23 protein-coding genes, 1 pseudogene and 2 riboswitches are annotated in these 21,242 nt (G+C 37.0%); of the genes and pseudogenes, 4 read left to right on the forward strand and 20 right to left on the reverse strand.

Annotated elements, in window-relative coordinates:
- Positions 1 to 90: 90 nt before the first annotated feature.
- The 9 genes and pseudogenes from MKX29_RS01085 to MKX29_RS01125 form a co-directional block, all read right to left on the reverse strand.
- Entirely contained in the window at positions 91 to 1,287 is a 1,197-nt protein-coding gene (locus MKX29_RS01085; protein WP_289433259.1) for a homoserine dehydrogenase, read from the reverse strand.
- Positions 1,288 to 1,312: 25 nt separating this feature from the next.
- Positions 1,313 to 3,037 carry an acetate--CoA ligase gene (gene acsA / locus MKX29_RS01090; protein ID WP_224939061.1) on the reverse strand — a complete coding sequence of 575 codons (1,725 nt, stop codon included), beginning with the start codon at positions 3,035 to 3,037 and terminating at the stop codon, positions 1,313 to 1,315.
- Between the two features lie 21 nt (positions 3,038 to 3,058).
- Entirely contained in the window at positions 3,059 to 3,787 is a 729-nt protein-coding gene (locus MKX29_RS01095; protein ID WP_341103478.1) for an ABC transporter ATP-binding protein, read from the reverse strand.
- Positions 3,788 to 3,799: 12 nt separating this feature from the next.
- Positions 3,800 to 4,627 carry an ABC transporter permease gene (locus MKX29_RS01100; RefSeq protein ID WP_341103480.1) on the reverse strand — a complete coding sequence of 276 codons (828 nt, stop codon included), beginning with the start codon at positions 4,625 to 4,627 and terminating at the stop codon, positions 3,800 to 3,802.
- A 21-nt stretch (positions 4,628 to 4,648) separates the two neighbouring features.
- Entirely contained in the window at positions 4,649 to 5,641 is a 993-nt protein-coding gene (locus MKX29_RS01105; RefSeq protein ID WP_341103482.1) for an aliphatic sulfonate ABC transporter substrate-binding protein, read from the reverse strand.
- Between the two features lie 24 nt (positions 5,642 to 5,665).
- Positions 5,666 to 7,465 (reverse strand): PLP-dependent aspartate aminotransferase family protein, encoded by a 1,800-nt coding sequence (locus MKX29_RS01110; RefSeq protein WP_251161255.1) that lies wholly within the window; start codon positions 7,463 to 7,465, stop codon positions 5,666 to 5,668.
- A 76-nt stretch (positions 7,466 to 7,541) separates the two neighbouring features.
- A riboswitch (SAM riboswitch) is annotated at positions 7,542 to 7,652 on the reverse strand.
- Positions 7,653 to 7,832: 180 nt separating this feature from the next.
- Positions 7,833 to 7,933, reverse strand: a riboswitch (SAM riboswitch).
- 65 nt (positions 7,934 to 7,998) lie between these two features.
- The gene (locus MKX29_RS01115; RefSeq protein ID WP_289433254.1) at positions 7,999 to 8,625 is read right to left on the reverse strand and encodes an NUDIX hydrolase; all 627 of its coding nucleotides are present in this window, start codon (positions 8,623 to 8,625) and stop codon (positions 7,999 to 8,001) included.
- Between the two features lie 33 nt (positions 8,626 to 8,658).
- Positions 8,659 to 9,609: an MBL fold metallo-hydrolase gene (locus tag MKX29_RS01120; protein ID WP_341054949.1), complete on the reverse strand. Its 951-nt coding sequence runs from the start codon at positions 9,607 to 9,609 to the stop codon at positions 8,659 to 8,661.
- Between the two features lie 266 nt (positions 9,610 to 9,875).
- A pseudogene (locus MKX29_RS01125) lies at positions 9,876 to 10,034 on the reverse strand (sporulation protein YhbH); the annotation flags it as partial.
- Positions 10,035 to 10,224: 190 nt separating this feature from the next.
- Between MKX29_RS01125 and MKX29_RS01130 the strand changes: the two are divergent.
- Positions 10,225 to 11,031: a helix-turn-helix domain-containing protein gene (locus MKX29_RS01130; protein ID WP_341103489.1), complete on the forward strand. Its 807-nt coding sequence runs from the start codon at positions 10,225 to 10,227 to the stop codon at positions 11,029 to 11,031.
- Here MKX29_RS01130 and MKX29_RS01135 read toward each other — a convergent pair.
- The 3 genes from MKX29_RS01135 to MKX29_RS01145 all read right to left on the reverse strand — a co-directional run bounded on the left by MKX29_RS01135 (position 11,018) and on the right by MKX29_RS01145 (position 12,830).
- Positions 11,018 to 11,647 carry a replication-relaxation family protein gene (locus tag MKX29_RS01135; protein WP_341065821.1) on the reverse strand — a complete coding sequence of 210 codons (630 nt, stop codon included), beginning with the start codon at positions 11,645 to 11,647 and terminating at the stop codon, positions 11,018 to 11,020. The two genes, MKX29_RS01130 and MKX29_RS01135, sit on opposite strands and share 14 nt — an antisense overlap.
- On the reverse strand, positions 11,607 to 12,473 hold the full coding sequence (locus MKX29_RS01140) for an FtsK/SpoIIIE domain-containing protein (protein ID WP_341103491.1): 867 nt from the start codon (positions 12,471 to 12,473) through the stop codon (positions 11,607 to 11,609). The genes MKX29_RS01135 and MKX29_RS01140 overlap by 41 nt, the downstream gene beginning before the upstream one ends.
- 174 nt (positions 12,474 to 12,647) lie before the next feature.
- Positions 12,648 to 12,830 carry a hypothetical protein gene (locus MKX29_RS01145; RefSeq protein ID WP_341065815.1) on the reverse strand — a complete coding sequence of 61 codons (183 nt, stop codon included), beginning with the start codon at positions 12,828 to 12,830 and terminating at the stop codon, positions 12,648 to 12,650.
- Positions 12,831 to 12,981: 151 nt separating this feature from the next.
- On the opposite strand from MKX29_RS01145, the gene MKX29_RS01150 reads away from it, so the two are divergent.
- Positions 12,982 to 13,188: a helix-turn-helix transcriptional regulator gene (locus MKX29_RS01150; protein WP_341103493.1), complete on the forward strand. Its 207-nt coding sequence runs from the start codon at positions 12,982 to 12,984 to the stop codon at positions 13,186 to 13,188.
- Positions 13,185 to 13,583: a hypothetical protein gene (locus tag MKX29_RS01155; RefSeq protein ID WP_341103495.1), complete on the forward strand. Its 399-nt coding sequence runs from the start codon at positions 13,185 to 13,187 to the stop codon at positions 13,581 to 13,583. The genes MKX29_RS01150 and MKX29_RS01155 overlap by 4 nt, the downstream gene beginning before the upstream one ends.
- A gap of 33 nt (positions 13,584 to 13,616) precedes the next feature.
- On the opposite strand, the gene MKX29_RS01160 is transcribed toward MKX29_RS01155, so the two are convergent.
- On the reverse strand, positions 13,617 to 13,838 hold the full coding sequence (locus MKX29_RS01160) for a LexA family protein (protein ID WP_341103497.1): 222 nt from the start codon (positions 13,836 to 13,838) through the stop codon (positions 13,617 to 13,619).
- A complete protein-coding gene (locus tag MKX29_RS01165; RefSeq protein ID WP_341103499.1) occupies positions 13,831 to 14,055 on the reverse strand; it encodes a hypothetical protein in 225 nt (74 codons plus the stop codon). The genes MKX29_RS01160 and MKX29_RS01165 overlap by 8 nt, the downstream gene beginning before the upstream one ends.
- 143 nt (positions 14,056 to 14,198) lie before the next feature.
- Between MKX29_RS01165 and MKX29_RS01170 the strand changes: the two genes are divergently transcribed.
- Positions 14,199 to 14,480: a DUF1827 family protein gene (locus tag MKX29_RS01170; protein WP_341103501.1), complete on the forward strand. Its 282-nt coding sequence runs from the start codon at positions 14,199 to 14,201 to the stop codon at positions 14,478 to 14,480.
- Between the two features lie 17 nt (positions 14,481 to 14,497).
- Here MKX29_RS01170 and MKX29_RS01175 read toward each other — a convergent pair whose 3' ends face one another.
- From MKX29_RS01175 to MKX29_RS01200, 6 genes are read right to left on the reverse strand one after another with little or no spacing between them, the layout of a single operon-like run.
- Positions 14,498 to 15,379, reverse strand: coding sequence for a M15 family metallopeptidase (locus MKX29_RS01175; RefSeq protein WP_341103503.1), 882 nt, complete (start codon positions 15,377 to 15,379; stop codon positions 14,498 to 14,500).
- A 53-nt stretch (positions 15,380 to 15,432) separates the two neighbouring features.
- Positions 15,433 to 15,672: a phage holin gene (locus MKX29_RS01180; RefSeq protein ID WP_341103505.1), complete on the reverse strand. Its 240-nt coding sequence runs from the start codon at positions 15,670 to 15,672 to the stop codon at positions 15,433 to 15,435.
- Positions 15,665 to 15,937 carry a hypothetical protein gene (locus tag MKX29_RS01185; RefSeq protein WP_289434102.1) on the reverse strand — a complete coding sequence of 91 codons (273 nt, stop codon included), beginning with the start codon at positions 15,935 to 15,937 and terminating at the stop codon, positions 15,665 to 15,667. Before MKX29_RS01185 ends, MKX29_RS01180 begins: the two co-directional genes overlap by 8 nt.
- Positions 15,938 to 15,968: 31 nt before the next feature.
- Entirely contained in the window at positions 15,969 to 16,190 is a 222-nt protein-coding gene (locus MKX29_RS01190) for a hypothetical protein (RefSeq protein WP_095371142.1), read from the reverse strand.
- Complete coding sequence (locus tag MKX29_RS01195) at positions 16,190 to 16,621, reverse strand: hypothetical protein (protein ID WP_341103507.1); 432 nt, start codon at positions 16,619 to 16,621, stop codon at positions 16,190 to 16,192. Before MKX29_RS01195 ends, MKX29_RS01190 begins: the two co-directional genes overlap by 1 nt.
- A 13-nt stretch (positions 16,622 to 16,634) precedes the next feature.
- On the reverse strand, positions 16,635 to 21,176 hold the full coding sequence (locus MKX29_RS01200) for a phage tail spike protein (RefSeq protein WP_341103509.1): 4,542 nt from the start codon (positions 21,174 to 21,176) through the stop codon (positions 16,635 to 16,637).
- Positions 21,177 to 21,242: the final 66 nt, after the last annotated feature.

A 21,242-nucleotide genomic window follows, 5' to 3' on the forward strand; every position in this document is an offset into this window, starting at 1 on the left:
TCAAGTTGAACAAGGTAAGTAAAATAGACCATGATCCTTGCAATTGTCTAGTTTTTTCAATAGAACTATAAGGTTTTATCATTTACTACTTTAATGGATTTTTTTCATTTCTTTTAATCTTGTAGCATCACCTAATATTTGAATAAAGGAAGCATCTTCTATACGTAAATCCCCCTCTATTTCTACTACCCATGTATCATCAGCAATCATCTTCATAATTTCTGCTCCTTCAGGTAACTGCTGTAAGACTGAACGTCCATAGGCAATCCAACTCGTTTTCGCACTACGGTGTTGATCAATGGTGGACTCTTCATTAAAAGTATACTCCTGATCCTTTTCTGTTAAATGAATCAAATCTTCTATAATTGCACTTGCTGTTGGATACATACCTGCACCTGGCCCCTGCAAACTAATACTCCCGACAATATCCGCCTCGATATGGATAGCATTTTGCACACCTTCCACCTGATATAAAGGATGGTTACCCTCAACTAACACTGGCCGAACAGCACATTTCACTTGAGAATGAGCGTATTCAATAGTTGCCACGTGCTTGTATCTAAGACCTAATTCATTAAAGAAAGTAATATCTGATTTAGCAATACTCGTAATCCCGTTTCTTTCAATCTGTTCGCTTATTGGTTTCTCTCCATAAATCAATTCACTTAAGATAGCTGCTTTATAATACGCATCAAAGCCTTCAACATCATTCGTCGGATCCGCTTCCGCATAACCTAATTTTTGCGCTAGCGCCAGAGCATTATCAAATGATAATTGCTCTTCTCTCATTTTGGTTAATATAAAATTAGATGTACCATTCAATATGCCTTCAACCTTCGTTACTTTATTAGCATTTAGCAGTTTTTTTAAAGTTTGAATAATAGGAATACCGCCTGCCACAGTAGCCTCGTAGCCGACTGAGACGTGATATTTTTTTGCTAATTCTCTTAAGATATTACTTTTTTCAGCAAACATCTCTTTATTTGCCGTAATCACGTGGCGACCTTTTTCAATCGCACTTTGTAAATAAGTTGCAGCCGGTTCAATACCAACAATTGCATCAATTACTACATCAATATTCTCCAGTTGTTGGATTTTTTCATATTGGTTTGTCAAAATAACTGACTGATCGGGGGCAGTATGCTTCTCAATGTCTCTCACTAAAATAGCAACAACCTTTACTTCTTCACTTAATAACTTTTGCAAACGCCCTTGATGCTGTTGAATTGTACGGTAAACGCCTTTACCAACAGTACCATAGCCAAGTAAAGCGATATTAATCGTCAAACCTTTTACCTCCCATTACATCATATTACTGTACTTTTTGACTAAGTTTGGCAAGCTCTCTTGCCTTTAATTCTCTGCGCAATATTTTGCCACTGATTTTTGTTTTAGGAAGTTCTGTGACAATTTCCATTTCTCGTGGGGCAGAATGAGCAGCTAATCTTGTTTTTACAAACTTTCTAATCTCTTCAAGTAAGACATCACTGCCTGTATATCCTTTTCTTAGGACAATAAAGGCTTTGACGATTTCACCTCTTAATGCATCTGGTTTACCAATAACTCCAGCTTCTGCTACAGCAGGGTGTTCAATGAGCTTACTTTCAACCTCAAAAGGTCCGATTCTCTCCCCGGAAGAATTGATCATATCATCACTTCTACCTTGGAAGAATATATAGCCATCCTCATCTTGAACAGCCAGATCTCCTGATACATACCAACCTTCAAAAGGAAAATATGACTGGTATTTCTCCTCATTCTTCCATACTTCTTTCATGATTCCTGGCCATGGTGCTTTAATTGCTAAGTGACCAATCGACCCTCTTGATTGTTCGACTCCATCATCATCGAGGATAGCGATGCTTATACCAGGAAATGGTCGACCCATTGATCCGGGTTTAATTACTTCTGAAGGTAAATTGACAATTAATTGTGCCCCTGTTTCAGTCATCCACCATGTATCATGTATTCTTTTCCCTAACGTTTCTTTTCCCCAATAAATGACCTCAGGATTTAACGGCTCACCCACACTTAATAAATGTCTTAAGTTGGATAAATCATAATCATTTGGTAGATCATTTCCTTCTGCCATTAACATTCTGTATGCTGTCGGTGCACTATACCATACAGATACTCCAGTTGTTTCTAATGTATGATACCAACCCTTTGCATCAAATCGGCCACCATTAACGACAATTGTCGCTCTATTCAACCAAGGTGTAAAAATGCCATACACAGTTCCCGTAACCCAACCTGGATGTGCGGTACACCAATACACATCATCATCTTTTAAATCCAGTACCCATTTCCCTGTTTGATATTGATGAACCATCGCTCTATGAGCATGAATAATTCCTTTTGGCTTTCCCGTTGAACCGCTTGTATAGTGGATGTTTAAACCATGCTCAAGATCAACCCACGTCGTGATATCTTCTTCCTTTACTGTTTTCTCTAATTCTTTGATGAGAGAAATTTCCTTTTCACCTAATAATTGTACGTCATCCGCATCAGTAAGAAATATCTTCTCTAAACAAGGTAGTTCGTTTTTGGGTACTCTATTAAGTAAGTCAGTATCCGTAATCAAAAACCTTCCATCACAATCAGAGATTCGATCTTTTACTGCTTCCTCCATAAATGCTTCAAAAAGAGGACCCGCAATTGCGCCGAGTTTAATGGTGGCAATCATTGTAAAATAACAATCGGGGTGTTTAGGTAGAAAAATAAAAACGAAATCACCTTTTTTCACCCCTTGGTTCCTTAAAACGGTGGCGATATGATCTGTTTTTTCTTTAATCTCTGCGAATGTGTATGTCTCTTCATATGCACCATTCACATAATGCAATCCTATTTTGTTTCCATAACCGTCAACCACATGTTTATCAATACATTCATGAGCCATATTGACTAGACCTGATTGGCTCCAGCTAAACTGTTGTTTAACCTCATCCCATGAAATATTTTGACATGCCTCTTCATAGTTCGTTAAGTTGTAATCTCCTTCAATGGGGGCAAGCTGTTGCCGCTCTATCACTGTCATAAGTCATTAGCTCCTTTATTTTTAGATTGCTTTCGAATGAGATAAATCTAATAATTGCAAAATCTCATCTTTTAGTACAGCAAGATCTTTATCTACTCTTGATCTTGGTTTTGATTTATCAATTTTTATTTCTTGATATAATTCTCCCGGCTGTCCCCTAAGAATAATAATGCGATCGGCTAAATATAATGCTTCATCAATATCGTGCGTTACTAAGAGGATAGTTGATTGATAGGTTTGCCAGAGATTCAGTAATAAATCTTGTAATTGCATTTTTGTAAAAGCATCTAATGCACTAAACGGTTCATCTAAAAGTAATATTTCTGGTGAGGTAACGAGAGCTCTGGCAATGGCCACCCTTTGCGCCATCCCGCCAGATAAATCTTTCGGGTAATGGTTTTCAAACCCTACTAGCCCAACGGCTTTAATATATTGCGCTATTTTACTTTGAACTTTTTTTTGTAGACCGAATCCAATATTGTCATAAACTTTTAACCAAGGCATCAGTCTAGGTTCCTGAAAAATCATCCCGATTTTCTTATGAACATCATGGACAGTTTCGCCATCTATTACAACCTGACCATCATATTGTTTATCCAAGCCGGATAATACACGTAAGAGCGTACTTTTACCGCAACCACTTGTTCCTAAAATCCCAATGACTTCACCCTGTTCTACCTTCAAGTCAATATTTTTGAATCCCGTTGTTCCATTTGAAAAAGTTCTAGACACTCGCTCAATTGATAACAATCTTGCCACCTCCTACTTCTTGACGATCGTATCTTGCCAATGCAATGTTTTTGTCTCTAAACCTTTTAAAATGGCATCTGTTATTTTTCCTAATATGGCAAATAAGACGATACTAGAAATAATTAATTCCGGTGCATAAGTGTTTTGGCCATAAACAAGCAAGTAACCAATACCTGTAGAAGCTCCCATTAATTCAGCTGCAACAACGAACATCCAACCAAGTCCCAATCCGCTTCTCAGCCCTACTAAAAAAGATGGCAAAGCTGCTGGTAATATAATCTTCGAAATTAATTGCCATGAGCTAAAATGATAGATTTTCCCCACTTCAATTAGTTTACGGTCAATTCCTTGAATGCCTGAAACGATATTTAAATAAACTGGGAAGAAAACACCGACAGCGATTAAAACCACCTTGGAAGGTTCTCCAATTCCCATCCAGAGAATAAATAAGGGCACCCATGCCAATGAAGGTATGGAACGAAAAGCTTGAATTAGTGGATCTAATAAACTTTCGACTGTGGAAAAGTAGCCAACAGCGGCGCCAATAATTAATGCTGCAACAGTGCCAAATAAAAAACCAAGCACAAGGCGATATAATGTAATGCTCGTATGTGTCCATAAACTTCCATCTGTCGTCATTGTCATAAGTGATTGCAAAATGATTGATGGAGCCGGGAGTAAATGAGGAGGGAACACACCGATCCGACTCAAGTACTCCCATGCAAGAATAAGTAAGATTGGCACGATACTTCCAAGTAACACCCTTTGAATACTAGGATTAATTTTTCTATGCTTCTCCTTACCCTCATTTACTTTTGGGATCGCTATGACTTCCTTCATATTCATTCTCCTTTACCAACCCTACTGAATGACCTCTGTTGAGAAATCTGGGTTTATTAATTCATCAACCACTTTACCTACGTCATCACTCTTAATAATGCCTTCTTCTTTTAAAACCTCACCAGCCGCATTTAATGCTTCTATTTGCACTTCACCAGGAATTGGCTCATTAAAGTCATTTCTCTCTAATTCTTTTTTCGCTACCTCAAGGGTGATTTGTGCTTCTTCTGCCAGTATCTCTGCCGCTTCTTCAGGATTTTCTAATACCCACGTACGAGCTTTTTCATAAAGCTCAATTACTTCTTTTACTTGTTCAGGATATTTCTCAGCAAATTCGCTTCTCACATTTAATGTGCCATACGTGTTAAAGTCGATATTTCGATAAATAAATTCTGTGCCTGCTTCAAGTTCTAATTTAGCCATATGTGGATCTAAACCAGCCCAAGCGTCTACTTGCCCTGTTGTTAATGCCGTTCCACCGTCAGCGTGTTGCAAGTTAACGATTTCTACATCCGTTGATGTCAATCCGGCTTCATTTAAAGAGCGCAGTAAAAAGATATATGGATCTGTTCCAATCGTTGCTGCTACTTTCTTTCCCTTCAAGTCTTCAACCGATTTGATAGCTGATCCTTTCGGTGCAACTAATGCCGTCCATTCTGGTTTTGAGTATATATAGACTGATTCAATTGGAGCACCATTTGCTTTTGCAATTAATGCCGCTGCACCTGCAGTTGAACCAAAATCAACACTGCTGCTATTAAGAAACTCAAGTGCCTTATTACTCCCTTGACTGAGGACAAACTCAACATCAATATCATCTTCGGCAAACGCTTCTTCTGCCCAACCGAATTTCTTTAAAATGACACTTGTTGGAGAATAATGGGCATAGTCTAAAACAATTTTTTCTGGTTTTCCTTCGCCATTGCTATCATTAGTGCTGGCCTCACTATCCCCGCAAGCACTAATGAATCCAATTGATAAAACGACAATTAAAAATACGAACCATTTCTTCATTGATGACTCTCCTCAACCTCGGTTTTAAATTTCACAAGCAAAGGTTACAATAGAACCTCTTAATCTCTGTGCCTCTTTATATGTGCAGCGATTTTGTACCGCTTCAAGTCCAGCTTCTTTTGCTATTTCAACTGCTTTTGGAGAAATGACACCTTCTTGCAGCCAGAACACTTTTGGTTGGATTTCTACTGCCTCTTTCGCCACTTCTATCGCAGCTTCAGGGCTTCTAAATACTTGCACAATATCAATGGTATAAGGAATGGATTTTAAATTTGGATATGCCTGTTCACCTAATACTTCTGTTTCTCTTGGATTAACTGGCACGATTTGATAACCTAATCTTTGCATTTTTCTTGCTAAACGGTAACTTGGTCTAGCAGGATTTCCACTTAAACCAACAACAGCAATCCTTTTTGCTCTTTGCACCTCTTCGCCATCCACATCTTCTTTTAATGAGGATGATTGTAATGCCCACCGAATAACACCTTCATCATTTACTGCTGTTTCTCCTTTTTGTTCTCCCTTCGAAGAAATACCAGTCGCTTCAAAGAAGGCTTGATCTAAGTCATTGGTTAAATCTCTAACCGATTCAATCCCAACTGATAAACGTATGAGCTCCTCACTTACACCGCTTTTAATTAAATCTTCTGCACTTAACTGTTGATGTGTGGTTGAAGCCGGATGAATAATGAGTGACTTCGCATCCCCTACATTGGCTACATGAGACCACAATGCAATGGTATCTATTACTTTCTTACCTGCATCTCGACCACCTTTAATACCGAAGTTCACAATGGAACCGAAGCCAGTGTTTAAATATTTCTTCGCGAGTTCATGCGCTGGATGCTCTGCTAAACCTGGATATGCGACCCAATCGACAGCTGGATGGGCGTTTAAGAAATGAGCTATCTTCGCTGCATTTTCCGTATGTTTCTCTATACGTAAATGGAGTGTTTCCAATCCTTGGAGTAAAAGAAATGCACTATGTGGGCTTAATGATGACCCAAAATCGCGCAGCAACTGAACACGAAGCTTTGTACTGAAAGCGAGAGTACCAAACTCATTCGCATAAACAATACCGTTATAACTTGGGTCTGGCTGAGTAAAACCAGGAAACTTATCATGATTCCAATTAAATCGTCCGCCATCAACTACAAGTCCACCAATTGTTGTTCCATGACCTCCAATCCATTTTGTTGCCGAGTGAATGACAATATCTGCACCCCATTGGATTGGTTTGCAAAGATAAGGTGAAGCGAAAGTATTATCAATAATAAGAGGAATATCATTTTCATGAGCAATATTTGCAACTGCCTCTACATCTAGGACATGAAGACTTGGGTTCCCAATAATCTCTCCATATAAAGCCTTAGTTTTTGGCGTAATCGCTTTACGGTAATTCTCAGGGTCAGAACCATCAACAAAATGAACTTTAATCCCATATTTCGGAAGTGTTATAGCAAAAAGATTATATGTTCCACCATAAAGGTTCGAAGCTGCAACAATCTCATCACCCGCTTGGGCAATATTCATAATCGAAAGAGCTATAGCTGCCATTCCAGATGAAGTCGCTACTGCCGCTACCCCATCTTCTAATAAAGCAATACGTTTTTCTAATACATCTACCGTTGGATTACCGATTCGTGAATAGATATTTCCCGTCTCATCCAATGAAAATAGGCTTTGCGCATGATCTGTATTATGAAAAACATATGAACTCGTTTGATAAATAGGAACTGCACGAGATCCCGTTGTCGGGTCTGGTGATTGACCTCCATGTAATAAAATCGTCTCATCATCATAAGTGTTAAATTGATTCGTCATTATATACTCTCCTCTACTTTTTAGTCGGATAATTAAAATAAATAACCCCCTCTTCATAAGAAGAGGGGGTTGCCTCATCTTATCTTCCAGACATTCACTGCCTGCAGGATTTAGCACCTTTTCAAGCATTTGCTTGAAGGTTGCCGGACTTCATAGGGCCTGATCCCTCCGTCACTCTCGATAAGAAATATTTTATTTTTTAAAGCGTTAATACTTTAATTACAAATAGAATTATATCCAAAAAACAAATTGTCGTCAATATAAAATCTGAATATATTTTATATTCCAATAAAATATTGGCTCTATCACATAAAAAGCCCTTCCACCAAGAAGGGCAGAAGGGCTTTGAATTCACACGCTCACCTTCTCCTTATCTTTGGATAATATCCTCTGAAATTGGCACCATACAAAAGATTGCTGGTTGCCGAGGCTTCACTGGGTCAGTCCCTCCGCCTCTCTGGATAAGAAGTTCTATTTATTTGTTTAACATCATATACCCTTTTATAGGGAATCGTCAATAACATTTTGAAAATTTATTTATTTTCATCCTGGATAAGTGTCAAAAAATGATACAGTATCTTAGCTGTTAACCCCCATATCACATGACCTTTATAAGTATAAAAAATTTCTTGCATCCTTCGCGTTTGCCATTTATATTTTTCCCCATTAGGAATGAGATGATAAGGGAAGCTACTATTAGGCTCTGGCTTCATCTCAATATAATGAATTGATGGTCCCTCTTTCAAAAAATAAGTAAGTGGTACTGTGAAAATTTGATCCACTTCCTCTGGATTTAGCTTAAGATCACTGATGCTCTCTATTGTGCCTACAAACGGATAAATCACTGTATCATAAGGTGTCACTACATAATCAAGTTCTGAAAAAACAGAGACTTCTCCAATTGGGATACCTAACTCTTCACTGGTCTCCCTTTTTGCCGTCTCAATCAAATCCACATCGTCTTGATCCATTTTCCCCCCAGGAAAGCAAATTTCCCCTGGCTGTCTTCTCATAGATAAAGACCGTACTTCAAACAAAATATGTATTTCTCCATCTTTTTCTATTAGGGGAAGAAGAACAGCGAATTTAACCAATCTAGAGCTACCCAATATATCTGATTGACGATGCTGTATCTCTGATCTTATTTCTTCCAAATCCATGTTAATTACCTCCAAACCACACGACTTAAATCTTTATTTCTCTTTCTGCAATCTATCAATCATCCCCATTGTGCAGACATTTAAATCTAAGCCTATTAGCTTCTTATCCTCTGCACTAAGTTCAACATCGTGCGCTGTTAATAAATAATGTTTTACTTGTTCCAACAATTCCGATTGTATGGCTTCCTGCATTTTTATTATGTCATTTCCTTGGAGAAAAACGTCATCTGCAACTGAAGTAAATATAGGTAACCAATAACGAATTTGTGTAAAAACATCCTTTGGTTCAGGGCCCTCACCATAATGCCCAAAAAAGATATGTTGTGGTTGAAGTGATTCGATTTTTTCAACAGAAGATAACATCGCCTCTGGATCAAACTGATTAGGAGAAGTCGATGGCAGGACTAATGGATATCCTTTTCTTGCTATGCCAGGATAAAATACGCCAATTGTATCGCCAGTAAAGAAGCCATTACTTTTCGAATCATGGATTGAAAAGTGGTGCTTTGCATGGCCAGGGGTATCATAGAAAGTTAACAAACGTCCACCGATATCCAATGATTGTCCCTCTTCCATCGCGACTAACCTCTTCTCATCAATTGGCACAATCGGATTAAATAGTTGATCAAACTCATCGCCATATACCATTCTAGCACCAGCAATTAATTTACTAGGGTCAGCTAAATGCCGTTTACCTCTTGGATGAACATATACTTTTGCTTCTGGACATTGTTCTAAGAACAAACCAGTTCCACCAGCATGGTCTAAATGTACATGGGTGACAATAATATGCTTGATATCTTCTAGGTTAATGTTCAATTCTTGCAACCCTTCTATAAGGTGAGGAATCGAAGGACTAGCGCTTGTTTCAATCACTGTTAATTCTTCAGCACCTAATATATACGCCCCCGTACGCTCAGGTGTTTGTAAATCCATTAAATCAATCAGTTGAATATCATTACCTAAATCTTGAATTTTGTGCAAAGGAAACCCCTCCATATTACTCTTTATGAAAATTATGACATAAGTAGATGAAGAGAGCTACTTAAAAGAATTACAGATAAAAGTGCTCAAATCTACCTAGTGCTTAGTCAGTTGAGCAAAAAAAAACACAGCATCAATCGCTGTGATATAACTAAAAAGCTCGATTGCTTTGTTCTCATCATTTTTCAAAACCTGCCTCCGAAACGCTCGTAAGTAAGCTATTACACTTCAGAACTTAGTTGCGAACCTTTCAAAACAGGCTCTCATTACGCTAACTTTTCCTTCTGTTCTTGTTCTTTAAAAAAGCCTTTCATCGCATGGAATACATCAGCCTTCTGCTTTAAAATATAATAACGGAACAAATCATTTTTTATATTTTTGTATGCTGACATTAAAGTAGAATGGCGGTTATATTGGTTTAACTGTATACCCTATATCCAAAATAAAAAGCACAGCGTATGTAAGTAGTGTCCCCACACTCTTACATCGTCCGCCTACTCACGATAGGCAAACATTTGCTGTACCTTTAGATGTATTTTATTACATTCCAGGTCCCATAGCAACGGTTTGTCTGATGATGGCCGTTGCTTTTTTGTATTCAAAGGAGCCAGGGAAATGAAAAACCGTATTGATGTAATTGCACAAGAAGAATCATATAGTAACCTTGCGTCATTTAATGATATAGAACTAATGAACAAGGCAGTACGTAAATATAGAGACGTCATAACTGTGTCTGTTAAGCGAGCTGACGTACAGAAGAGACTAATTGCTTTATTAGAGATTTTAAAACGTCATAGCTGCAAGCAAATTGGCGTGAGCTATATGTCTAAAAATACGATTGCCAAAAAGTTAGAATTATCCTATAAGACTGTACAAAGATTAATGAAAAAGTTAGTTGACTTGGGCATGATCCGCCAGGTAGAAATGAAGCGTAAAAAGAACATGTTACAAACTGCTAATGCAGTTATTATTTTGCCTATAAAAGAAGAAGTGACCAACAAGCAACCTGCTAAAAAGTCCAAGAAGTGTCCTACCATTAAAACAACTTCTAGTTCTTTAAAACAACTTATTAATAATACTAAACGTAATAACAGCGTTAAGTTGTCATCTGCAAATTTTATTGCTCATTGGGTACCAAAAAGCTTCGCTGAGTTAACAAGGTACTTTTATTCTGAAGCTAAAGCTATTGAAGAATTTTGGAAAGTAGTTAAACAATGTAATAGAGTAGTAGACCATATGAACGGTTTAAGAGCCTTTACTGAAGATCAAGAGCTTGAAATTGGTGTACAAGCATTTAAGGAATTTGTAATGAAAATAAAGTCTGGTGCAAAAATGATTAAAGGGGAATTTGCTTATTTTAACGGCATTGTTAATAATCTTATGGATAAGCTTTATTTTGATGACGCATTTATGTCTCGTTAAAGGTTAGTATCTCTACTGGCATCTTAGTACATAATTTCTCAAACTCGTGTTTCCGTTGATCACTTAAAGTAAAAATGCTTAATTTAGGCATCAGCCCAAAATGCTTGCCGATTTCTTGCCACATCTCTCGATACTTATTTATCTTTTTACGGTTGTCTTGCATAGACCTGGTGTTATCTATCTCGATTAAATAAACATACCCATTACGGCTAAATACAGCGTCAGGGATAAGTGTTTGCTTGTTAACCACAGTTAATCCTTTTATCTGAATTCCAAAACTATATTCTGGCTCTTGTGATGTCTCAATAATATATTCCCTTTTCCAATCCAGAGGGCAATTAAAATGGACATAAGCCTGGTTGCACAAAAGCATGTGGTCAAACAAGACAGACTTTTTAACTTCCTTATCAGAGCCAATTAAATTACGGCCATCTTTATTGAGATACACTATTTTTTGATTAGAGCGTACAACATGAAGATACTCTTCTAACTGATTAATTAACCTACAGGTATGACGATATGATCCAGGTTGTAATATATCATGAAGTTGCTTAACTGTTACTGCACCTAATTTATCAATTGTCATCAGAATCTTTTCTTGCTTGTTGAAGTTCATGCAGAAAACCTCCTATTTGTATGTCATTGATATAAGGGCATTGAATCTCATGTGATTGGGCTAATTTATAAATGGCCCTGCCTGGTATCGGTTCTAATTCTTCAGCGCCTTTTTCATCAAGGATTACACGACTACCTACCATATCTGGCATCCGAAACGCAACACGTGCCATCATGTTCATTTTTATGCTCATGCTGACTGATTCCTTTGAAGGGTATTGAGTGGCCAAGATTAATCGAAAGCCTAATCCCCCACCAATACGTGCAATTTCACTGAGATATATTTGTGCGAGTTCGGCATGCTTTTTAAATTCTTTAGGTACTAATTTGGGTGAAAGTTCTGCTGATTCATCCACAATAATAAATGTACGTTCTTTAATTGGTGTCTCAGCGACATTAGTCCAGTTATTCTTTAAATAGCGTTCTTCCTCTAATTTGATAAGTTTATAAACATGATTCAGCACCTTACATGAGTCAATTAAACTAGTTGCCACAGTCTTAACTTGTGGAAGGTTGCGGTATTTGTAAAACTCTAATCCTCCTTTTAAATCCAATATAATTATTTTCACTCTGTCAGGATTCCCAAGTATTAATGACGAAAAAATGCTTTTCAAAAATATTGTTTTTCCCATCCTAGTTGCCCCACCTACTAGCAAATGCGGATAATGGTCAAAATGGTGATAGATCACTTTTCGTTTTTTTCCTATTGGCACGAGCCATGAGTTTTCATATAAATCCTTTTTATCATATGTCCAGTTGGATAGAGTTTTGTATGGGATTAGTGCTGCTGCAGTCACAAGGACTGGCGGAATAAACCACTCTAACATTAGGTCACTCTCCTATTCAGTGTCATTGTCACTCACTTTGTCATCGGGTCTCCTGGTCAGTGACATGTCATTTTTTTATTTATCAATGTTTCATAGTTAATTTTTCTTGTCATTTGTAGAGCAACTAAGAATACTTATCGTATTCTTCCTCTTCCTCGTTTCTCTCGTTGAGGCTCAAATAAAAATTGCCCACAAGTGCTTCAATAGATAGAGCATTCCCCCGTATTTAGTCACCTCTAATGCCAAGTTAATTGCTGTTTGATTAATCTTAATACCGTAACCCTCCATAATTGTTACCCCTACCAAGCTACCTCCAGCTACTCCAATCGCTACTAACCCAAATGTCACCGGGTCCATTTGTCATCACCCTTTCGTCAGTGTCTAGTACAGTGTATGGGCGAATGACACAAATAGTACCTCTTTTTCACAAAAATATTTGGATTTTCACAATATAATTGTGAAAGGATTAATGTTTTAAATACCGAATGAATATAATGGGTGATATAATATGGTTATTTGTCTAATAGGAGCTTATATAAAGCAATCTACTTACACACGAAAACAGATTTGTGAAATGTTTGGGATTTCTCAAAATACCTTATCTAATTGGTCTACAGGGAAAACTTATCCATCAATCCCTCAGGTTATGAAACTTGCTGTATTATTAAACGTAAAGGTAGATGACCTATATAAATTTAAGGAGGAAGAGGATTGAATAAATACATTAAAATCTCAATTGCTATTGGGGTTATTCTTTTTATTGCAATTGCAACTTTTATGGATTATTATTTTGGATACGATTCAACTGTTCATGAAAAATCTTTGAATGCATTCAATATTGTGGATGAAGCATATAAAGAGGACAGAGAATTAACAGATTACGAAATAATGGAGTTAAAAGAATTCGAGGAATATGCAAATAAGTGGGTTGAGAATGCTGATAAAAAGGAAAAATTATCAGAGAGAGATTCTAATAGTGCTGGTCTTATTTTGACAGTTAACAGTTTAGTAATGATGTATCCAATGATATCTGACAAAGAATTTGCAGATGAAGATTCTCTTGATCTTTTCCATGAAAACTACAAAAATGCACAGTTATTGTTAGACTAAGTTTGTTTTAGCACAAATTAAACCGTCTCAAAATCATGAGGCGGTTTTTGTTATTCTTAGCGTTCTTGGTTGACCCTCATTCCAACTAACATATTCGTAATCCCTTAAACTGTGCAATATCCTGCTTATTGTGGAAGAAGAAGGTATTCCTGTTAATTCGCTTAATTCCCTATATGAAGGTGGATAATTTTTTTCATCTACATATTTCTCTAATGTATCTAACACTTCTCTCTGTCTAGTTGTTAGTTTACGCATAATTGACCCCTCTTTGTCTTTTTGGTTTTGCTACTGATAAGATACCATCAATGCTAAATGTCCTCATCTGTTGCTTATGCAAGTCATAAACCATCACATTATCTAATTTAATTCTCCGTATAATGACCAACCTATAAGAGATTTCTCCAGAAGTATTTAAATAAATCAGTTCAATTGGTTTACGCTCGTTTAATGAGTATTTAAACAAGTGGTTCATTCTTACCAGCTCCTTTAAACATAATTTTACAGGAACATTCGTTCTATTTCAACTTGTTTTCGAACAAACGTTTGTGTAAAATTAGTTCATAAGGAGTTAAGAATTACTTGATCATTATTTTTAATAAATGGAGTAATAAGATTATGAGGTTTAAAGATGTTAGTTTAGAAAATTCCCATTTGACAACTATGCTAGAGAGAGATTTCAATAATAAATTTGTAAAAATTTATGAACGAGGGGATACAAGTATTATATTTAGTGAACATGATAATATTTCACATGCCAGTTTATCTAATCCAAAAAGAGATATAAAAGATAGTGAGATTAGATATGCAATAATTAGAGTTATGAAAACTAAAATTAATGATGTTGAAGTATTTAAACTCCCAAACGGAAACATCCATATTAAGAAGCCCCTCGATTAAGAAGGGCTTTTGCTTTTTTACTTCTTAAAAATCTTTGCACTTGTATCTGGACCAACATAAATCTTCCGTTTACCTCTTGATGTTTTAATCGTCACGACATTTGCTTGAGGTTTATCAAGAATCTCGTACGTTAATCCTCCAAATTCGGCAGGAGTAAGTGACCAGTCAGAGTTCTTTTTAACAGGTGCTACATTAAGTTTGTATGTTCTCCATGTCTTTGCTGATGCTGGTAATGTTACATATTCTTTTTTCGGTTTTGGCTTATTTTCCTTTGGTTTACTTGGTTCTACAGGCTTAGCGCCACTTTGTAATTTTTCTAATAAAAGTATATTTTGTTCTGGTGTTCCTTCATAATCATTGATTCCATATTGTTTAGCCAACTTCTTTCGATTAGAGAATGAAGAATCAATCTTCTTTGATTTAAGGTAATCCACAATACTTGTAGCAATATTAGATGGTTTAGTACCTTCATTTTTAGATGGGGCGCTACCCTTTGAACCGTTAAACGTATCTGTTCCATAACCTTTATAATTATATTGGAGGTGTGGCTTATCAATAAAACTTTTCCAATCTCCACCCCATTCAAAACCAAGGCGCTTGGCTTCTTTAATAGCTTTTTTTACATCGGCTGCACTATATCCGTTCCAAAGAGTCTCACCTTTTGAGTTAACCGGAACAAAATCCAAAGCCTGTCCTACCAAATGATAAGAACGCATAGTTTGAGAAGCTCCACTATTTACATATTCACGCTGTTTTGCTTCGGTACGTATAGTTTCGTAAATAAGAATATTATTATCATTTTTCACTAAATACTCATGCCACTTTAGAGCTAGAGCCTTTGTATTGTCCGCAAGCTTTGCAATGTTATTTAAGTTTCTTTCTTGATAATATAATGTCACTTAAAACACTCCCTTATTTATTGTATTAGAAAAGACTGCCCGATTGGACAGCCTTATAATTTATCTTCTTTCTCTAGCCAAGCCTTTTGTTGTTTAGCTTTTTTGGTAAACCCAAAATGATTCTTATAAATTGTGTATAAAGTGATTCCTAGAGCAATACCAGCCGTCAGAACAATACCAAATGCGTCAATACTCGCAGCTGTAAGCCACTCAAACTTAACATTAAGAGTGCCTAGAAACATCATGATGGCTGATAAAAAACCAACTACTTGAGCAACAACATCTTTATTCATGCCTATCACCTCCCTTCAATTGAATTTCAAGACCATGCACCCTTTTATCTAATCTGTTAATTCTCATGTGGATGGCTTTGCGATCATCATCACTTTCTTTCATTTGCTCACGAAACTCATCTATAGATTTTTGTAGGTTGGCAATGGCATCACTTAACGGCTTAATAATAATCGTCTTAAAAATAAAAGAGATACCCCCAAAGAGAGTACCTACGACAGCTAATGTTGCTGCCCATTCTTGTATGGTCAATCCGATAAAAGTCAAAATCTCTCCCCCTTATGCAAAATAAAAAGCCTTACTCGGCTTCTGGTGTTAGTCGTTCAATCAATTTAGTTCTTACTACATTTTTCAATGCTGGAATGGATTCATTACCTTGATAATCCTCTGCGGATATTGGAATATATCCATTTAATGTGACCGTTGACTCTGAATCATTAGCTCTGAATTGAACATGTACTACCGAAATACCACCATCTGCATAACGAATATTTGTACCTGTAATTTGAATATCAAACATTATTCTTCATCTCCTTTTTCTTCTTCATTTTCAAATGCTTCACATAAAATAAAATGAGCCTCCGCAGATTTCCCCGAAAGCTCTTTATCATATTCATTTACTAATTTTTCTACTGTCTTTAATGCAGATTCAAGATTCTTATCATCCACAACAAAAAACTCATCATATAAAGCTTCTTGCTGTTTTTTGAACTCTTTGGCATCCTCCATTTGAATCCCACCTTGTTCGTTTAAAACTAGTTCATTATCATCATCGGTTTTGCCGTATTCTTTCAGAAGGGCTAATTCTTCTTCACCTACTAATTTATTTTTTGTTGCAAGTGCGTTAACAATACGCATGCGATGAATATTTTTCTTTCCTTTGGCACCGATTTGATTTTGTAAAAAGTCAGCTACGTTACTTAAGTGTTTGTGTTGAATTTTGAGCTTCATTTTTGTTTGCCTCCTAAGCTACATTTAGTAATCCTTCTAAATGTGCGATTCTTTTTTCTTGATTTACAACTGTTTGTTTTAAATATTGATTTTCTATTTTAAGCCAATTTATTTCATCTGCATGTAAATCAGTTATTGAAATTACATCTTTTATTCCTTTGAGAGAATACCCAATCATAGAATAAAAATCCACCGTATCACCTGTACCAGCTACTATATCGCTAGTTACCTCATCCAACATTACGCCAATATGCCTTTTATGCTCTTCTTCTTCAAATTTGTAGTTGAATTTATAGATAGATAGTTCTCTGATTTCATCCAGAACATTTCTTTCTAGTTTCTCAATATTTTTCTTTGTATCTCGCTTGGATGATGGTGGTCTAAACTCTGACGCTCTGATAGGTTGATAAGTCTCAGTGGAATTGGACCTAGTGACGCGTGCCTCACCAGTAGAACCCATTCTCAAATATAGATGTGTAGCATCAGTCAATTCATTAATTTGAACGAAGTTAGCTAATAGACCATTACCACGGAAATTTCTCCATATGATGTTATCGTTACCGTTTGAGTTGAATCCCACACTAGTTGCTCTTGCTTCACCATCTGCACCAAGATATAAATGATACCCACCATACAAAGTATTTGAGGCGATGCCATTAAAATAAGCTCTACTGCCACGTATAGAAGTATATCCATCAGTAGTACCTAGATCAGTAAACCGAACTTCTGCATATCTTGTTGGTCTGATATAGAGGTTGACTCCAGCTGTTGCAGTATTTGAATCAAACCAGTCACCATACACACCATTCACTCTTAAAGGTCTATAACTATCAATCGTACCATTCCTTGTAACCCTAACCTCACCTTCCGAGAATGGTCTTAGGTAAAGGTGGATGCCATTTATACCGCCATTAACATTAACGAAATTTGCATAGACACCACTAGCTCTTAATGCTAGATATCGATAGCTATCAACCGCACCATCGCTTGGAACATCACGATAATCAACTACCCTTGCTTCTCCATCTTGCATAGCTGCAAGGTATACATTTTGGTTTGAAGTACCAAACGCAGATGATGTTACTAAGGTTTTATCTGCTTGGAAACGGATATCACCGCCAGCGTTATATCCAAATAACCCATCAGGACTTATAAGAACATAGCGACCATTATTTTGCCTTAAACGGACATTACCGCCAGTAATATCTAATTGTGTAAGACCATCGTTAGAACGAAATTGTGCTCCATATATATCAATACCACGGATTGCACCAGAATTAATTTTATCAGCATTGATACTTGAAATTTTTGCTGCTGTAACAGCTAAATCATCTATTTGAGCAGTACCGATAATAGCATCTTGTAATTTTGCACGCGTAATAGACGCATTTGCTAATGCGCCGTTTTGTGCGGTAATACTATTTGCTGCCATTAAGTTTGCTGTGATTGAGCCATCTACAATCAATGCTGCGTTATTTTTTCTTCTAACGACAAGGTTATCAACATATAGGCGGTTAGAAGTTTCTCCATTGTTTTCAAATGTAACGCGAATTCTAATATATCCAACTCCAGCTGGCACTTTATATGAACCATTCATTTTAGTCCAATTTACAGTCTTGGTTGTTGTAGTGAAAGCTGTTCCCCAACTATGATGTTCTTTAGAAGGAGAGTAATTACGTACACCAAAAGTTTGTCTTCCAGTCCCTGCAGTATTGTGATTTCGATATTCCCATTCAAAGTAAAGCTCATCGCCCTCACTTACTTGGATATATCTTTCTTGCATGACATCAACATTGCGAACAGAATTTGCCCATAAAACCATGGTCTTTGTTGAGCCGTTTTGTAAGCCCCATGTTGTTTGATCATATACCATAAAAACTGAGTTACTTGGGTTTTCGTTTATCCATCCATTTACTTTGTTTGTAACGTTGGTGGCATCATCCTCGAATGTTCCATTATCTACGAGATTTGTAAAATCACCTACATCAAGTAATCTGGTGTGGATTTTCACATCCCCAGGCTGTACATTAATCGCACCAATAATCCCATCTCGGTCTACTTTCAATTCAATATCATCAGATAATAACTTAATGGATGATTCTGCAGATGTCATTCTACCGGTTAAGGAATTGACTTCTTGAGTGGATGCTTTAAATGTTAAATCGTAAGCTGTTTGGTCAATGCGTGTTTCGGCTGATGAAACACGGCTTTCTATATCCTCAGGTGCTGGTGTCCAATCAGTTGCTTTATTACCTTTTTCGAGTTTGTACTTGGATACTGTTATGCTATTTCCTGTAGTCATACCCGACCGGCCATTATAGACCAATAAATTGTAATCATACCTATCGTCAGTCGTGAAGGTAGCAACTATCTTACCGTCAACGACTGGTGCATGTATCACGGTCATATTCTGACCACTAGCTAAATACGGATAGACCGACACTTCGGTTACATTGCCCTCATGAACTTCTATCTCTGCGCTAAATGTATAAGTCGTATTGCGTTCCAAACCCCTATAGAATATCCTGTTTACGAAAGTAGTAGTTGCTATGGGGAATGTATATGGTACATCACTTCCTTTTATTAAGTTCCTTCCACCAATCTCCAAATTATTAAAATCAGACCTAAGCTCATTTACACTAGTAGAAATCTTATTAGCCTTAATATCAACTGCAGCAATTTGACTAATAGCATTACCAACTTCACCGGTTAATTCATTAACATTAGCTTCCACATTTTGCGCTCGTAAAGACAACCCATCTAGGCTGTTATCAATTTGAAGAATTTTATTCTGGTAAACTCCATTATCAACCTTATTAATCAATTCCTCATTAACCAGATATATCTTTCCATCCACATAGTCAAAGCCTGCTTTATTTGCAAGTTCAGACATCAAGCTAACCTCTGTTGCTGTTATCTCAGCATCAGTATATTGCTTTGAATCAGCTTGGATTTGATCATATACATCTTGGCGAATCATATCCTTTCTAATTACGCTATCTCCAAGAGTATCATGCATTTCTGATAGTTCTCTTAACTTCTCTGCCCCATCTGGTCCAAAAAGAGTTTCATCATCTATAATTCTTCGGGTTGGAGCATTAACTTGTACTGACCAATCACTCGGAGTTCCATGTTGATTAACAGCTCTTACTCTGAAATACCATATTTGATTTGTTTCTGCTTTATGAAGGTAGCCACTAGTATTACCCCTCCACAATAAATGTTGGGTATCAGGAATAAAATCTTTAATTTGAGAACCATACACTTCATAATGCTTAACATAAATTGAACTATCATAATCCCAATACAATTGAATAGATTCATATCCACTTATTGCTTCAACATTTAGTGGAGTAGTGGGTTTGATGTCTGGGAAACTACCCTCTGTGACTTGTTGTGGACGATCACGGATTTTTTCAACTTCTTCTTTTAACTCTTCAAGCCGATCATCTTCTAAATCAAGAAATTGCCCCATCTCAACAACCATGGTGCCGTCGATGTCTAAAAGGTCATATTCCATGGCGATGATGCGAGATTGTATTTCTATTGGTCTTGCAAACTTGCGATCTATTGCTATGGCTGTATCACCCAAACTTACTTTATCGTCAAATAAATCAACGAATAAGCGATAATTAACTACCGGCTTATTATTATTTTGGAGATTATCCCATGTTGCCCACAATAGTTCCTCAGGGTCCTCATAGTCTTGGTTGCTAAACTGACCAAAACGATGTAAAGCTACACCATCACGAATGCGTCGATAACTTGCAAACGCCTCTGGATCACCAACCCATTTTTGTCCCTTTGGTTTATCAACTGGATCACCCTTGGCAACAGACCACTCAACATCGCCAAAATCAATGTAACGTGTGTTGCCACCGCCTTCTGTCTCGAGCGACGCACCCCAACCATACATGGCTGTTACAGGGTAACTTAAGACTTGTCTACCAATCTCGGTTGTATTGTGGTCTATTTCAAAGCGTTGACCTGTATCCTTGCCCAGCCGTTGGATGATTTTAATCTTACGCGCGATAATGTTATTTTTCTCGTCAAACTCAACAACATCTTTAAATTCGCCGCCCCACACTTTGATAATCTCCCAAATAGCATCAACCGACCGCATACGATAAAAGTTTGTGGAGGCAAGTCCTAAGTCAACTTCAACTTCTCCTATCCAACCAGTACCTTCAACAGCTGCATCCAAAGCAACTTGTTCGGTCTTTTCGGTAAATCGTTTATCTAAGATAATATGTTCTGCAAGTTCTAAAAACTCTGGTTCACAGGTAGCTGTAGTTAATGGTCCATCCATTCCGTCAGAGTCATCAAGCTCTTTAATAACAAATATCCTTAAATCACCTTCATGATCTCGAAAAACAACTTTATTTTCTTCAAGTACATACTTAGCGTTTTTGCTGTCAGCTTCTACAGTAAAAGAAAAAGGTGTTTCTGGTATCTTATTAATTTCAATACGGTAAGGAGCACTAATAAGACCACTATCTTCAGAGATAATGGTCAATGGTTGATTGTCTTGGTTAAAAATGAATAACTCTGTCAAAATTTCACATCCTTTCTACAGGGGAACTGTCACCTCCTGTCGAAATAGGTCTATCGAAGGGGGTGA

It is taken from the genome of Cytobacillus sp. FSL R7-0696 (assembly GCF_038006865.1).
Classification (GTDB): Bacteria; Bacillota; Bacilli; order Bacillales; family Cytobacillaceae; genus Cytobacillus; species Cytobacillus kochii.